Below are 13901 nucleotides of genomic sequence, written 5' to 3'. Positions count from 1 at the left end.
TGGTTCTGAGGATCCTGCGATGGAAATTAAACTGCATGCTAATGCCACCACGACGCCGCGCATCCGTCGCTATCTTCAGCAATCAGATAAAAGCGACAGGGAGCTGGCCGTTGAGCTGGGGATCTCGGTCACTACAGTCAGGCGCTGGCGTAACCGCGATCAGGTTTCGGATAACCACACGACGCCAAAAGTGATACACAAAGCATTGAGACAGGAGCAGGTTGCGCTGGTCAATGCCCTGCGGGATATCACGGGTGCCCCGCTGGACGAACTGCTGCAGATGGTCAATAACGGACTCGGGATCGCCGTATCCCGCGCGACCCTCAATCGCTACCTCAAACCGGCTTCGGTAAAGCAGAAGGGCGCGACGTTGCAGGGGAAAAAGGCGCTGAGGGCAGGTATCGTGCCGCAAAAACTCCTGTTACATCATCAGCCTCTGTCTCTGCATATGGACGATGGCGGTGAACAGCATCTGCTCTGGGCGCGTGAACCCGTGAGCGGCTGGTGCTCCGTTCGGCTGTACGCGGGCATTTCTCCACAGCTGCTGGTCCACTGGGTGAACGACGTGCTGGAAGCCTGTCCGGCTGATATTCAATCTATTGAGACTTTTGGTTTCGAGGTGAAGCTTGAGAAACGCAATACCGCCGTGACAGTACATCCACAGCAATACCCCGCCGTTCAGGTTGCTCTGCCGCTATGCGACATCATTCCACGTCTGAACAGTGAACCGGCAGGCGAGCTGCTGATCCAGCTGTGCGAATTTTACAACCGGGAGAAAGCCCAGAAAAAGTTGGGAGAGAGTACGCCGCAGGCCTTCTTGGAAGCGCTGCGGCATAAGGACTAGAGGATCTCGAGCACGTCTTCCGGCGGGCGTCCAATGCGCGCCTGGCCGTTCGCCACCACAATCGGGCGCTCAATCAGCTTTGGATTTTCAACCATCGCCTGGACCAGTTCAGCCTCGGTGAGACGGTTGTCATCCAGGTTAAGCGACTTATACAGATCTTCTTTCTGGCGCATCAGTTCTCTTGCACTGCCCATTCCCAGCATGTGCAGCAGCTGGCGGAGGGTTTGCGCGTCAGGTGGGGTGTCAAGGTACAGCACCACCTCCGGCTCCACGCCGTTAGACTTCAGCAGGCTCAGGGTATCGCGGCTCTTGGAGCAGCGAGGGTTATGATAGATTTTTACGGCGTCTGTCATGACGTGAATTCTCCTTTATTACATCTTCTCGTACGGCTTAAAGCGCTGCTGCAGGCCGCGTAGCTGATCGATACGCGCGTCGTAGCGAGCCTGCTGGAGGCTGCCGAGTTTGACCTGCGAGCTGGCGCTGCTGAGCGCGGAAATCGCCTGATCGAGGCGGCCCACCAGGGCAAAACCTTCGGCACGCGCCGCCAGCTCCTGATCGCGGTTGCCGAGCTGGGCTTCCGCCTGAGCGAGCAGATCCCAGCCGTTTTGATCGTCTTTATTATTAAAGGTGTAGCGGTTGAGGATGGTCGCCGCCTCGCCAGGCTGGCCGCCCTGCAAGTAAGCGTTCGCCAGGTTAAGCTGCAGCACCGGGTTGGTACGGACGTCTTTCGCTCCTTTCAGGCGGTTAATCGCATCGGAAGGCTTCTTCTGCCCCAGATCGATATCCGTCGACAGATCGAGGTACCACGGGTTGTTCGGATCGGCTGCCAGAAGCGGCTGCAGCGCCTTACGCGCCTCGTCGTATTTGCTGGCTTCCATCGCCTGGAGCGCCTGACCATACTGCGCGGCGTTTTTTTCTCGCACGTTGCCTTTTGCCAGGGTATCCAGCAGGTCGCTGGTGAGCTGGTTACGCCCGGAATTGTACATCCCCAGGGTTCTCACCTTCGCCATGTAGAAATCCTGTGAAGACTGGACCACGACCGGGCGCATCTGGTTGGCACGGTTACGCGCGTCCGACAGACGGCTTTCCGGCAGCGGGTGGGTCAACAGAATTTCCGGCGGACGGGAAGAGTAACGCGCCTGATCGAGCAGTTTTTCGAGGAAGCTCGGCATGGCCTGCGGGTCAAAGCCCGAACGCTGCAGCACCTGAATCCCGATGCGGTCCGCTTCCTGCTCGTTTTGTTGGGTGAAGCTGATCATCCCCTGGCGTGTTCCCGCCAGCGTACCGGTCAGGGCCGCCATCCCGGCCTGCGGGCTGGCCATCGCCAGCAGAATAGAGCCCAGTGCACCCACCCAGGTGAGGGGGGCGTTACGTTTCTGGTCTTCCATCGCTCGCGCCAGGTGACGCTGGGTGACGTGCGAAATTTCGTGCGCCATTACCGAGGCCAGCTGGCTTTCGTTGTCAGAGTAACGGAATAACGCCGAATGCAGCACCACGTTACCGCCAAAGAAGGCGAAGGCGTTGATTTCGTCGTTATTGATTAAATAGAAATGGAAGGGGGTTTTTACCGAGTCGGCGTGCGAAACCAGACGCATCCCCAGCCCGTTAATGTACTGTACCAGCAAAGGGTCGTTAATCAGCGGGGCGCTGCCGCGCAGCTGGCGAACATAGTAATCCCCCATTTGCATCTCTTGCCCAATAGAGAGCGTGCTTCCTGCTGTGGTGCCCATGTCCGGCAATGTATCGGACGAGTCAGCAAAAGCGGGCAACACCTGACCGACCGTCACCGCGGCAATCAGTGTCGCAACCAGTGTTTTTCTCAACTGCCTGAACATAACCACTGTCCTGTATGTTGGATGTGCTAATTTGACCGATGAACCGGTATATCGTTCATCTCTGCTGCTCTGGGAGTGTAGCCGTGTTGTAGCATGAAGAAAATCCCATTCATCAGGCTTTTGCGGATTGTGATCGGGATACAAAAAGCGAAAGTCTTTTTTGTGACAGTTAGATACAATTCATCGTCTCACTCCCGCCATTCGATTCAGGGAAGGGTTGTATGCTCGAAATGTTAATGCAGTGGTACCGGCGTCGGTTCAGCGACCCGGAAGCCATTGCTTTGTTGGTTATTCTGGTTGCCGGGTTCGGTATTCTGTTCTTTTTCAGCGGCCTGCTCGCGCCCCTGCTGGTGGCGATTGTGCTGGCGTACCTGCTGGAGTGGCCAACGGCGCGCCTGGAGCACATCGGCTGTTCCCGTCGCTGGGCGACCAGCATCGTCCTGGTGCTGTTTGTCGGCATCCTGCTGTTAATGGCCTTTGTGGTGATGCCGGTTGCCTGGCAGCAGGGGATCTACCTTATTCGCGATATGCCCGGCATGCTCAACAAGCTTTCTGATTTTGCCGCCACGCTGCCGCGCCGTTACCCGGCCCTGATGGATGCCGGGATTATCGACGCGATGGCGGAAAATATGCGCGCCCGCATCATGACGATGGGCGATTCGGTGGTGAAATACTCTCTGGCCTCGCTGGTCGGACTGCTGACGCTGGCGGTTTACCTTGTGCTGGTGCCGCTGATGGTCTTCTTCCTGGTGAAAGATAAAGACCAGATGCTCAACGCCGTGCGCCGTATTCTGCCGCGTAACCGCGGGCTGGCGGGGCAGGTCTGGGAAGAGATGAACCAGCAGATCACCAACTACATTCGCGGCAAGGTGTTGGAGATGATTGTCGTAGGGGTCGCCACCTGGATTGGCTTCCTGATTTTCGGCCTGAACTACTCGCTGCTGCTGGCGGTGCTGGTGGGGCTGTCTGTCCTGATTCCGTACATCGGCGCGTTTGTGGTGACCATTCCGGTGGTTGGGGTCGCGCTGTTCCAGTTTGGGCTGGGGACTGAGTTCTGGAGCTGCTTCGCGGTGTACCTGATTATTCAGGGGCTGGACGGTAACCTGCTGGTACCGGTGTTGTTCTCCGAAGCGGTGAACCTGCATCCGCTGGTGATTATCTTATCGGTGGTGATTTTCGGCGGGCTGTGGGGGTTCTGGGGCGTGTTCTTCGCCATTCCGCTGGCGACGCTGATTAAAGCCGTGGTTCACGCGTGGCCGGATGTGCCGGCGGTGGAAGAGAAGTAGTTTTGAGCGGCCTGATGCCCTCACCCCGACCCTCTCCCACGGGAAGAGGGGGAAAACACGAAAAACGGCAACCTGGGTTGCCGTTTTGCTGTTTATCAGGCGCTTTCTTTCAGCCAGTTCAACACCACGTCGTGGTGATTGCTGGTTTTGAAGTCGTCAAACACGTGTTCAACTTTTCCGTCAGCGTCAATCAGGAAGCTGATGCGGTGAATACCGTCGTAGGTTTTACCCATAAACGTCTTCTCGCCCCAGACGCCGAACTGCTCGCACACCTGATGGTCTTCATCAGAAAGCAGCGTGAAGTTCAGCAGCTCTTTTTCAGCAAATCGTGACAGCTTTTCTGGTTTATCCGTGCTGATACCCAGCACTTCCACGCCGACTTTTTTCAACTCGTCCATGTTGTCGCGTAAGCCGCAGGCCTGTACGGTGCAGCCGGGGGTCATGGCTTTCGGGTAGAAATAGACCAGAACACGCTGTCCCTGGAAGTCGGTCAAATTTACTTGCTCGCCGTCTTGATCCGGTAAGCTAAATTTCGGTGCGATGTCACCGGCTTTCAGTGGGTTCATTACTCAACTCCATCCTGTTCGTGCTGCGAATAATTGACGACGCTTATACTGCCCTGCGCGTTTAATTCTGTACAGAGGGCTTTGAACGCTTGCTCGATATTTGACGCATCCTGTGATGCAGGACTGTGCGCGGTAATTTGAATAAAGAGCGTGGGAACCGTGCTTGCGTCGCCCGGCTGTGTGCGGGAAACGAGCTCGGCAATGTTCATCTGATGGCTGTCAAACAGCGCGGTGAAGCGCTCTATCAGATGGGGAGAATCAGGCACTTCAACCTGCACCCAGACGGTAGAAGGCATAGCCGGACGCGGTCGCGCCGTGGTGCGCTTCATGACAATCAGCAAATCCAGCTCGGCGCCTTTCAGCGGCAGGGTCGATTCAATCAACGTAATGGCGTTCCATGTCCCGGAAAGCAACATAATAAATGTGAACTCTTCGCCAAGCATGGCCAGACGGCTGTCTTCGATATTACAGCCGCAGCTGCTTACGTGGCGGGTGATGGTGTTCACGATACCCGGCCTGTCGGCACCCAGCGCAGTGATAACCAGGTAATGTTGTGATGAGGTTGTCAAACCTGTTCTTCCTTTGCATGGTTAAGTCTTCCTAAGGAAAGCATAAAAAAAACATGCATACAACCGCCTGAGAGCCTCAGGTCGCTTGCTTTTATTACAGTTCCAAACGTAACATTGAGGCTCTTGTTCGCACAGAGGATGGCTCATGTTCACGGGAAGTATTGTCGCGCTTGTTACACCGATGGATGAAAAAGGTAATGTCTGCCGGTCAAGCATGAAGAAGCTCATTGATTACCATGTCGCCAATGGAACCTCGGCGATCGTTTCGGTAGGGACTACCGGTGAATCCGCAACGCTGAGCCACGACGAGCACGGCGATGTAGTGATGCTGACCCTGGAACTGGCTGACGGACGTATTCCGGTCATCGCGGGGACAGGGGCTAATGCAACCGCAGAAGCTATCAGCCTGACCAAACGTTTTAACGACAGCGGCATCGTTGGCTGTCTGACGGTGACCCCTTATTACAACCGTCCTACTCAGGAAGGTTTGTTCCAGCACTTCAAAGCCATCGCTGAACATACTGACTTGCCACAAATTCTGTATAATGTGCCGTCCCGTACCGGTTGCGATATGCTGCCGGAAACCGTTGGTCGTCTCTCGGAAGTAAAAAATATTATCGGTATTAAAGAGGCGACAGGGAACTTAAGCCGCGTTCATCAGATCAAAGAGCTGGTTTCAGACGACTTTATCCTGTTGAGTGGTGATGATGCGACCGCGCTGGACTTTATGCAGCTCGGTGGCCATGGCGTGATTTCCGTAACGGCAAACGTTGCGGCGCGCGATATGGCTGAAATGTGCAAACTGGCCGCAGCCGGTCACTTTGATGAAGCCCGTGTCATTAATCAGCGTCTGATGCCGCTGCACAATAAATTATTTGTCGAACCCAATCCGATCCCAGTGAAATGGGCATGTAAGGAGTTGGGGCTTGTAGCAACCGATACGCTGCGTCTGCCAATGACACCGATTACCGACCACGGTCGTGACATCGTCAGAGCGGCGCTGAAGCATGCCGGTTTGCTGTAGAGTTTAGGGAGATTTGATGGCTTATTCAGTACAGAAGTCGCGCCTGGCGAAGGTTGCGAGTGTTTCGCTTGTTATGCTGCTCGCTGCCTGTAGTTCAGACTCGCGCTACAAGCGCCAGGTGAGCGGTGATGAATCCTATCTGGATGCGACCCCGCTTGCTGAACTTCACGCACCGGCTGGTATGATCCTGCCGATTCAGAACGGCGATTATAATATTCCCGTGACCAACGGCAGCGGCCCGGTCGGTAAAGCGCTTGATATTCGTCCGCCAGCACAGCCTCTGGCGCTGGTTAACGGGGCGCGTACCCAGTTCACCGGTGATACGGCGTCTCTGATGGTTGAGAGCGCGCGCGGTAGCACGCTGTGGCCGCAGGTTGTCAGCGTCATTCAGTCGAAGAACTACACCATCGATAAACGCGATGACGCCAGCCAGACGTTAACCACCGACTGGATCGAGTGGAACCGTCTGGATGAAGACCAGCAATACCGCGGTCGTTATCAAGTCTCCGTAAAACCACAGGGTTACCAGCAGGCGGTCAACGTTAAGCTGTTGAACCTGGAGCAGGCGGGTAAACCGGTTGCGGATGCCGCGTCCCTGCAGCGTTACAGCACCGAAATGCTGAACGTGATTGCCGCGGGTCTGGATAAAACCGCGACCGATGCCGCCAACGCCGCGCAGAGCCGCAACGGTGTGACCTTCGATGTGCAAAGCGGTGCGGATGATACCGGCCTGCCAATGCTGGTGGTTCGTGCACCGTTTAACCAGACCTGGCAGCGTTTGCCAGCGACGCTGGAAAAAGTGGGCATGAAAGTGACCGACAGCACCCGCTCAACCGGTAGCATGACGGCAACCTATAAGCCGCTCTCCGACAGCGCATGGCAGGAACTGGGCGCGAAAGATCCTCAGCTTGCCTCCGGTGACTACAAAATTCAGGTCGGTGACCTTGATAACCGCAGTAGCCTGCAGTTTATCGATCCAAAAGGTCACACGCTGACCCAGTCGCAGAACGATGCGCTGGTCGCTGTCTTCCAGGCAGCATTCAGCAAATAAATACGAGGGCTGGTGAATCCAGCCCTTTTTATTTTCGTGCTACGCAAACGTGTGCGTGGCATAATATGCCCAGTTTTGAACACAAATCATCACACCAGGAGTAATGAAGATGCAGAAGCAAGCTGAGTTGTATCGTGGCAAAGCGAAGACCGTATACAGCACGGAAAACCCGGATCTGTTGGTGCTCGAGTTCCGCAATGATACGTCAGCAGGGGATGGCGCACGCATTGAGCAGTTCGATCGTAAAGGCATGGTGAACAACAAGTTCAACCACTTCATTATGACCAAACTGGCCGAAGCGGGTATCCCGACCCAGATGGAAGCGTTGCTGTCCGATACGGAATGTCTGGTGAAGAAACTGGATATGGTTCCGGTTGAGTGCGTTATTCGTAACCGTGCGGCGGGCTCCCTGGTGAAGCGTCTCGGCATTGAAGAAGGTATCGAACTGAACCCACCGCTGTTCGACCTGTTCCTGAAAAACGACGCCATGCACGACCCGATGGTCAACGAATCCTACTGCGAAACCTTCGGCTGGGTGAGCAAAGAGAACCTGGCGCGTATGCAGGAGCTGACCTATAAAGCCAACGACGTGCTGAAAAAACTGTTTGATGACGCGGGCCTGATCCTCGTCGACTTCAAGCTCGAGTTTGGTCTGTTCAAAGGCGAAGTGGTGCTGGGCGATGAGTTCTCACCAGACGGTAGCCGCCTGTGGGACAAAGAAACCCTGGATAAAATGGACAAAGACCGTTTCCGTCAGAGCCTGGGTGGCCTGATTGAAGCGTACGAAGCGGTTGCTCACCGTTTAGGCGTTAAGCTCGACTAACTCCCTCACCTGCCAAAGGATGTTCGCATCCTTTGGCGTCTTACCTTTGTTTCCTATGGTAATCTTGCCGTTAACCGCCTACGATCATAGCTATTATAAATGGAATAGTTCGAGGTGGTTATGCGCTGGCAAGGGCGTCGTGAAAGTGACAATGTAGAAGACAGACGCAGTGATGGTGGCGGCGGTCCTTCAATGGGGGGGCCCGGCTTCCGGTTACCCAGCGGCAAGGGCGGCATCATCCTGCTGATTGTGGTGTTAGTCGCGGGTTACTACGGCGTTGACCTCACCGGGTTGATGACCGGTCAGCCGCTGCAACAGCAGCAGCATTCTCAGCGCTCCATCAGCCCGAATGAAGATGAAGCGGCCAAATTTACCTCCGTTATTCTCGCCACAACAGAAGACACCTGGAGTCAGCTGTTTGAGAAAATGGGGCGTACCTACCAGCAGCCGAAGCTGGTGATGTACCGGGGGGCAACCCGCACCGGATGCGGCACCGGACAATCCGTTATGGGGCCGTTCTACTGCCCGGCAGACGGTACCGTCTATATCGATCTCTCTTTTTACGATGACATGAAACGCAAGCTTGGTGCCGACGGTGATTTTGCTCAGGGCTACGTGATCGCACATGAGGTTGGCCATCACGTGCAAAAGCTGCTGGGGATTGAGCCAAAAGTACGCCAGCTGCAGCAAAATGCGTCTCAGGCGGAAGTGAACCGCCTGTCCGTCAAAATGGAGCTGCAGGCGGACTGCTTCGCGGGCGTCTGGGGTCACAGCATGCAGCAGCAGGGCGTGCTGGAATCCGGCGATCTTGAGGAGGCGCTGAATGCCGCTCAGGCGATCGGTGACGACCGTCTTCAGCAGCAGAGCCAGGGGCGCGTCGTACCGGACAGCTTCACTCACGGTACCTCACAGCAGCGCTACAGCTGGTTTAAACGCGGTTTCGACAGCGGCGACCCGGCGCAGTGTAATACCTTCGGCAAAGCGATGTAATGCTGGCGTTTGATCAGCTGATACGCGAGCTTGAGCGCACCGGCCATCGTCGGCTGGTGGTGCTCAGCGGTGAGGCGCAGTGGACGTTAAGCCAGGCGGTTGCCCTGCGTGACGCCTTGCCCGGAGACTGGGTAAGGCTTGACGAACATCCTTCAAAAGCCATCAGCGGCCTGCTGGGACGCGAGTTCCGGCATGCCGTTTTTGACGCCAGCACCGGGTTTGATGTCGCCGCCTTTGCCGCCCTGAGCGGAACGCTGAGCGCCGGAAGCCTTCTGGTGCTGCGAGTTCCGCCGCTTGCTGACTGGGCCGACAGGCCTGACAGCGATTCGTTGCGCTGGAGCGACAGCGCGGAGCCGATCGCCACTCCACACTTTGTGCACCACTTCTGCCGGACGCTTGCCGCCGATTCGGATGCGATTGTCTGGCATCAGTATCGTCCCTTGTCCGTTCCCGTTGCGCCGGATTTACCCGCCTGGCAGCCTGCCAGCGGCGCACCGCAGCGCGAGCAGGCGGAGATCCTCGACGTGCTTCTGACCATGCCTGCGGGCATTGCCGCGGTAACGGCACCGCGCGGACGCGGAAAGTCAGCGCTGGCGGGGATGCTGCTCAGTCGCATTCAGGGGAGTGCGTTGGTCACGGCACCGGCTAAAGGGGCAACGGATGTCATTGCGCGCTTTGCGGGCGAGCATTTCCACTTTATGGCTCCGGACGCGCTGTTGGCCTCTTCACGCCAGGCTGACTGGCTGATTGTCGATGAAGCGGCTGCGATCCCTGGTCCGCTGCTGGAGAAGCTGGTGACGCGTTTTCCGCGCGTAGTGTTAACCACCACGGTCCAGGGCTATGAGGGGACGGGCAGGGGATTCCTGCTGAAGTTCTGCGCCCGTTTTAGCGGATTGCGGCATTATGCCTTATCGACCCCCATTCGCTGGGCTGCCGGATGCCCGCTTGAGCGATTCGTGGCGAATGCACTGTTATTTGATGATGCGCTTATCGATCGCAAACCGGAAGGCGACGTGCGTATAACGCCGCTGGCGCCGCGGATGTGGGAGAGTGACCCGGCACGCGTGGCAAGCGTTTATGAACTGCTGTGTGCTGCACACTACCGTACTTCACCGCTCGATTTACGCCGGATGATGGACGCGCCCGGCCAGCACTTTGCTGTTGCCGGAACGGAGGCAGAGATTGCAGGCGCGCTCTGGCTGGTGGAAGAGGGCGGGCTGTCCCCTGAGCTTAGCCGCGCCGTGTGGGCGGGATACCGGCGTCCACGCGGGAATCTCGTGGCGCAGTCGCTGGCGGCGCACGGCGGATCGCCACTCGCGGCGACGCTGAAAGGGCGACGGGTTAGCCGCATTGCGGTTCACCCCCTGCGCCAGCGGGAAGGCATCGGGCAACGGCTTATCCGTAGCGCCAGCGGGGAAGACTATCTTTCGGTGAGTTTCGGTTATACCGACGAGCTGTGGCATTTCTGGCATCAATGTGGGTTTGTTCTGGTGCGGATGGGGAGCCATCGGGAAGCCAGCAGCGGCTGCTACACGGCGATGGCGCTGCTGCCGCTGAGCGAAGCCGGGCGTCAGCTGTGCGCGCAGGAACATCAGCGTTTGTGCCGGGATATGCGCGTCCTGTCGGCCCGGAACGGTGAAAAGATCCCGGTGGAAGACGGCTGGGAAGCTACCCTTAATAGTGACGACTGGCTGGAGCTGGCGGGATTTGCGTTTGCCCATCGGGCGTTTTCAACCTCGGTTGCCGCGCTGACGCGGTTGTTGCTCACCGTTGATATGCCGCTTCCGGCCCTACGGGGGAAAATGGCAGGAAAAGCGGATGAGGTCGGGCGAAAAGCGTTGCTGGCAAAGCTGCGCAGTGAAACCGCGCAAGCGCTTGAAAGCCTTGATTATCCGCGCTGCCAGCGGTTGAAGGAAGCCATTTTGCAATGGCAATTTTTTCAATGACTTCTTCAGTAAAGTGGCATGGTCATTCCCGCCGGGAGGCGTAGAATCCAGGTCATCTATTAAGGAGACCACCATGAAACACGACCATTTTGTTGTTCAAAGCCCTGACAAACCGGCTAAACAGTTACTGCTTCTGTTTCATGGTGTTGGCGATAATGCCGTCAATATGGGTCAGATTGGCAGCTGGTTTGCGCCCGTTTTCCCCGAAGCGCTGATTGTAAGCATCGGTGGCGTTGAGCCATGCGGTCCGAACGGACGCCAGTGGTTCTCGGTTCAGGGCGTGACGGAAGAGAACCGTCAGGCGCGCATCGATGCCATCATGCCCACCTTTATCGATATCGTCCGCTACTGGCAACAGCAGAGCGGCGTGGGTGCCGACGCGACCGCGTTGATTGGCTTCTCACAGGGGTCAATCATGTCGCTGGAAAGCGTTAAAGCGCAGCCGGGTCTGGTTTCACGGGTAATCGCGTTTAACGGCCGTTTTGCGACGTTACCGACAAGCGCAACCACGCAGACCACGATCCACCTGATCCACGGCGGCGAAGACCGGGTGATCGAGCTCTCGCATGCGGTTGCTGCCCAGGAAGCGTTGATTCGCGAAGGTGGGGATGTGACGCTGGATATCGTTGACGATCTGGGCCACGCCATCGACGACCGCAGCATGCAGTTCGCGCTCGATCGTTTGCGCTATACCGTACCGAAGCACTACTTTGATGAAGCGCTCAGCGGCGGTAAGCCGGATAATGATGATATTGTTGAGTTTATGTGAGGTTATCCCCTCTCCACAGGAGAGGGGATACAGACCGATTACTTCTTCTGGTCTTTCTTCGGCCAGTCGTCGTCATCGTCCCACTTATCGTTAAAATCACGGTGCGGGGGAAGGTCCGGTTTGTTGGCGAGAAATTTTTTATGGTCAACGCGCTTAAGGTCTTTAATCACGTTCAGCAATACGCCAACCAGAAAAACCAACACCAGAATCCACCAGTACTTTGAAAGCCAATCCATTCGCTATTCCTCTCAGAGCGTTCGTCAGGCGACGAGTTGCTCCATAATACGTTGATACATACGGGCCAGCAGTTGCAAATCTGCCGCATTGACACACTCATTTATTTTATGAATGGTTGCGTTTACTGGCCCCAGTTCGACAACCTGGGCGCCCATACGGGCGATAAAGCGTCCGTCTGAAGTGCCACCCGTTGTCAGCAGCTGTGGCTTAATTTCATTATAGTGCTCGATGGCGTTCACCACCGCATCCACCAGCTTACCGCGCTGCGTCAGGAACGGCTGGCCGGAAAGCCACCACTCCACGGTGTAGCGCAGCTGATATTTTTCCAGCAGGGCGATAACGCGCGCCTTGATCATCTCATCGGTCAGTTCGGTGCTGAAGCGGAAGTTAAACTGGACGAAGTAATCACCCGGGATCACGTTGTTGCTGCCGGTCCCGGCCTTGACGTTCGCAATCTGCATGCTGGTTGGTGGGAAGAATTCGTTGCCTTTATCCCACTCGATGCCCACCAGTTCGTTCAGCATCGGCGCAGCGCGATGTACCGGGTTATCGGCCAGATGCGGATACGCAACGTGCCCCTGAACGCCGTGAATGGTCAGGTTACAGGTCAGCGAGCCACGGCGCCCGTTTTTGACGACATCACCCACCACTTCGGTACTGGACGGCTCACCGACCAGGCAGTAGTCGAGACGCTCGTTGCGCGCCATCAGCGCTTCAACGACCTTTACGGTACCGTTATGGGCGCTGGCTTCTTCGTCGGAGGTGACCAAAAACGCGAGACGGTTTTTGTGGTTCGGATGCTGCGCCACAAAGCGCTCTGCCGCTACGACCATCGCCGCCAGAGAGCCTTTCATGTCTGCCGCGCCGCGACCAAACAGCATGCCATCGCGAATGGTCGGCTCAAACGGCGGGTTAATCCAGCGATCCGCGTCACCGGCGGGAACGACGTCAGTATGCCCGGCAAAGGCCAGCGTTTCGCCCTGTCCGCGCCACGCCCAGAAGTTCTGGGTATCGCCAAAATCCATGCGTTCAACGGTAAAACCGATGGCACGCAGGCGTTCAATCATAAGAGCCTGACAACCTGCGTCGTCCGGGCTAAGGGAAGGACGGCGAATAAGCTGCTGAGTCAGCTCAATGACCGGGCATGACATAAACTACACCTCAACGAAAAAAGTCGGAATAAAGGGTTTCACTGAAACCCAGCAGCATAGGCTGCCCTGGCGCGCAGAGCAATGGGCGTTTGATAATTGCCGGCATCTCGAGCATCAGTTTTGCCGCGCTGTCGGCATCTTTGATGCTGGCGCGCAGAGAGTCGTCCAGTTTACGCCAGGTGGTACCGCGGGTATTCAGCAGGGCTTCCCAGCCCAGTTCGCGAATAGCGCTATGCAGGAATTCTGCATCGAGCCCATCGGCACGGTAATCGTGGAAGCGGTACTCCACGCTGTTTGCTTCCAGCCAGCGGCGGGCTTTTTTGATGGTGTCGCAATTTTTAATGCCGTACATCACAACCATGGTGAATCCTTTTGATGTTCTGATAATTAAATGTTCAGTAAATTCGAAGATATATCCTTAAGTGGAATATAACACATTCAGGAATCGTCTGGATTAATGTGTCTTCTTAATTCGACTCACAACTGTACGCTGAATATTCTTTCATCATTTAAGCATAGATGTCCATAAACTTTAAAAACCCAATAAAGTCAGCCAATAAAATAAAACTCACCCGTCCGTAGGGTTATTTCAAAATATTGCTGGCCGTCACAAAAAATTGAGGGCTCTCCGTTCATATTTATCATAAATCCCCGCAGGACGTGGGGTACAATCACAGCAATTGGTTAAATAGTCTTCACAATGATGGTACGTTTTTGTAGAATGCGCATAATAATAAGAGAGGTTGTTATGATTGAACGTGAACTGGGGAACTGGAAAGATTTTATCGAAGGCATGCTTCGTAAATGACA

The 13901-nt window shown here is 56.0% G+C and carries 16 protein-coding genes; 9 read left to right on the top strand and 7 right to left on the bottom strand.

Going from position 1 to position 13901, the window contains the following annotated elements; all coding sequences use genetic code 11:
* The first annotated feature begins 19 nt into the window (after positions 1 to 19).
* Positions 20 to 844 (top strand): XRE family transcriptional regulator, encoded by an 825-nt coding sequence (locus OTG14_RS12665; RefSeq protein ID WP_208763150.1) that lies wholly within the window; start codon positions 20 to 22, stop codon positions 842 to 844.
* Here OTG14_RS12665 and arsC read toward each other — a convergent pair.
* Together arsC and bepA are read right to left on the bottom strand one after the other, a co-directional pair.
* Positions 841 to 1197, bottom strand: coding sequence for an arsenate reductase (glutaredoxin) (gene arsC / locus OTG14_RS12660; protein WP_024907564.1), 357 nt, complete (start codon positions 1195 to 1197; stop codon positions 841 to 843). The two genes, OTG14_RS12665 and arsC, sit on opposite strands and share 4 nt — an antisense overlap.
* Positions 1198 to 1215: 18 nt before the next feature.
* Positions 1216 to 2679, bottom strand: a complete 1464-nt coding sequence (gene bepA / locus OTG14_RS12655; RefSeq protein WP_208763149.1) for a beta-barrel assembly-enhancing protease — start codon at positions 2677 to 2679, stop codon at positions 1216 to 1218.
* A 221-nt stretch (positions 2680 to 2900) separates the two neighbouring features.
* Here bepA and OTG14_RS12650 point away from each other — a divergent pair, with 221 nt between their 5' ends.
* Positions 2901 to 3965, top strand: coding sequence for an AI-2E family transporter (locus OTG14_RS12650; protein WP_024907566.1), 1065 nt, complete (start codon positions 2901 to 2903; stop codon positions 3963 to 3965).
* A 95-nt stretch (positions 3966 to 4060) separates the two neighbouring features.
* Here OTG14_RS12650 and bcp read toward each other — a convergent pair whose 3' ends face one another.
* Entirely contained in the window at positions 4061 to 4531 is a 471-nt protein-coding gene (bcp, locus tag OTG14_RS12645; RefSeq protein WP_008501635.1) for a thioredoxin-dependent thiol peroxidase, read from the bottom strand.
* Positions 4531 to 5100, bottom strand: a complete 570-nt coding sequence (locus tag OTG14_RS12640; protein WP_023325845.1) for a glycine cleavage system transcriptional repressor — start codon at positions 5098 to 5100, stop codon at positions 4531 to 4533. The genes bcp and OTG14_RS12640 overlap by 1 nt, the downstream gene beginning before the upstream one ends.
* 145 nt (positions 5101 to 5245) lie before the next feature.
* On the opposite strand from OTG14_RS12640, the gene dapA reads away from it, so the two are divergent.
* From dapA to ypfH, 6 genes are all read left to right on the top strand, one after another.
* Complete coding sequence (gene dapA, locus OTG14_RS12635) at positions 5246 to 6124, top strand: 4-hydroxy-tetrahydrodipicolinate synthase (protein WP_008501633.1); 879 nt, start codon at positions 5246 to 5248, stop codon at positions 6122 to 6124.
* A 16-nt stretch (positions 6125 to 6140) separates the two neighbouring features.
* Complete coding sequence (gene bamC, locus OTG14_RS12630; RefSeq protein WP_032646781.1) at positions 6141 to 7175, top strand: outer membrane protein assembly factor BamC; 1035 nt, start codon at positions 6141 to 6143, stop codon at positions 7173 to 7175.
* A 109-nt stretch (positions 7176 to 7284) separates the two neighbouring features.
* Positions 7285 to 7998, top strand: coding sequence for a phosphoribosylaminoimidazolesuccinocarboxamide synthase (purC, locus tag OTG14_RS12625; protein WP_023332985.1), 714 nt, complete (start codon positions 7285 to 7287; stop codon positions 7996 to 7998).
* A gap of 120 nt (positions 7999 to 8118) precedes the next feature.
* Positions 8119 to 8988 carry a KPN_02809 family neutral zinc metallopeptidase gene (ypfJ, locus tag OTG14_RS12620; protein ID WP_023308754.1) on the top strand — a complete coding sequence of 290 codons (870 nt, stop codon included), beginning with the start codon at positions 8119 to 8121 and terminating at the stop codon, positions 8986 to 8988.
* Complete coding sequence (locus tag OTG14_RS12615; protein WP_248165342.1) at positions 8988 to 10934, top strand: tRNA(Met) cytidine acetyltransferase TmcA; 1947 nt, start codon at positions 8988 to 8990, stop codon at positions 10932 to 10934. Before ypfJ ends, OTG14_RS12615 begins: the two co-directional genes overlap by 1 nt.
* Positions 10935 to 11007: 73 nt before the next feature.
* Positions 11008 to 11703 carry an esterase gene (gene ypfH / locus OTG14_RS12610; RefSeq protein ID WP_048991268.1) on the top strand — a complete coding sequence of 232 codons (696 nt, stop codon included), beginning with the start codon at positions 11008 to 11010 and terminating at the stop codon, positions 11701 to 11703.
* A gap of 38 nt (positions 11704 to 11741) precedes the next feature.
* Here ypfH and OTG14_RS12605 read toward each other — a convergent pair whose 3' ends face one another.
* From OTG14_RS12605 to OTG14_RS12595, 3 genes are read right to left on the bottom strand one after another with little or no spacing between them, the layout of a single operon-like run.
* On the bottom strand, positions 11742 to 11939 hold the full coding sequence (locus tag OTG14_RS12605; protein WP_014171111.1) for a YpfN family protein: 198 nt from the start codon (positions 11937 to 11939) through the stop codon (positions 11742 to 11744).
* A gap of 24 nt (positions 11940 to 11963) precedes the next feature.
* Positions 11964 to 13091 carry a succinyl-diaminopimelate desuccinylase gene (gene dapE, locus OTG14_RS12600; RefSeq protein WP_267215147.1) on the bottom strand — a complete coding sequence of 376 codons (1128 nt, stop codon included), beginning with the start codon at positions 13089 to 13091 and terminating at the stop codon, positions 11964 to 11966.
* A gap of 10 nt (positions 13092 to 13101) precedes the next feature.
* Positions 13102 to 13452 carry an ArsC family reductase gene (locus OTG14_RS12595; RefSeq protein ID WP_024907571.1) on the bottom strand — a complete coding sequence of 117 codons (351 nt, stop codon included), beginning with the start codon at positions 13450 to 13452 and terminating at the stop codon, positions 13102 to 13104.
* 387 nt (positions 13453 to 13839) lie between these two features.
* Between OTG14_RS12595 and ypfM the strand changes: the two genes are divergently transcribed.
* Positions 13840 to 13899 (top strand): protein YpfM, encoded by a 60-nt coding sequence (gene ypfM, locus OTG14_RS12590; protein WP_015572204.1) that lies wholly within the window; start codon positions 13840 to 13842, stop codon positions 13897 to 13899.
* Positions 13900 to 13901 lie beyond the last annotated feature (2 nt).

The organism is Enterobacter pseudoroggenkampii, assembly GCF_026420145.1.
In the GTDB taxonomy this organism is placed as follows: domain Bacteria; phylum Pseudomonadota; class Gammaproteobacteria; order Enterobacterales; family Enterobacteriaceae; genus Enterobacter; species Enterobacter pseudoroggenkampii.
This window is presented reverse-complemented; position numbering and strand designations above follow the sequence as displayed.

Coding starts and splice junctions, on each gene's coding strand:
- bamC (WP_032646781.1), top strand. CDS start 6,141: ATGGCTTATTCAGTACAGAAGTCGCGCCTGGCGAAGGTTGCGAGTGTT.
- ypfJ (WP_023308754.1), top strand. CDS start 8,119: ATGCGCTGGCAAGGGCGTCGTGAAAGTGACAATGTAGAAGACAGACGC.
- OTG14_RS12615 (WP_248165342.1), top strand. CDS start 8,988: ATGCTGGCGTTTGATCAGCTGATACGCGAGCTTGAGCGCACCGGCCAT.
- purC (WP_023332985.1), top strand. CDS start 7,285: ATGCAGAAGCAAGCTGAGTTGTATCGTGGCAAAGCGAAGACCGTATAC.
- dapE (WP_267215147.1), bottom strand. CDS start 13,091: ATGTCATGCCCGGTCATTGAGCTGACTCAGCAGCTTATTCGCCGTCCT.
- bepA (WP_208763149.1), bottom strand. CDS start 2,679: ATGTTCAGGCAGTTGAGAAAAACACTGGTTGCGACACTGATTGCCGCG.
- OTG14_RS12665 (WP_208763150.1), top strand. CDS start 20: ATGGAAATTAAACTGCATGCTAATGCCACCACGACGCCGCGCATCCGT.
- dapA (WP_008501633.1), top strand. CDS start 5,246: ATGTTCACGGGAAGTATTGTCGCGCTTGTTACACCGATGGATGAAAAA.
- bcp (WP_008501635.1), bottom strand. CDS start 4,531: ATGAACCCACTGAAAGCCGGTGACATCGCACCGAAATTTAGCTTACCG.
- OTG14_RS12595 (WP_024907571.1), bottom strand. CDS start 13,452: ATGGTTGTGATGTACGGCATTAAAAATTGCGACACCATCAAAAAAGCC.
- ypfH (WP_048991268.1), top strand. CDS start 11,008: ATGAAACACGACCATTTTGTTGTTCAAAGCCCTGACAAACCGGCTAAA.
- arsC (WP_024907564.1), bottom strand. CDS start 1,197: ATGACAGACGCCGTAAAAATCTATCATAACCCTCGCTGCTCCAAGAGC.
- OTG14_RS12605 (WP_014171111.1), bottom strand. CDS start 11,939: ATGGATTGGCTTTCAAAGTACTGGTGGATTCTGGTGTTGGTTTTTCTG.
- OTG14_RS12650 (WP_024907566.1), top strand. CDS start 2,901: ATGCTCGAAATGTTAATGCAGTGGTACCGGCGTCGGTTCAGCGACCCG.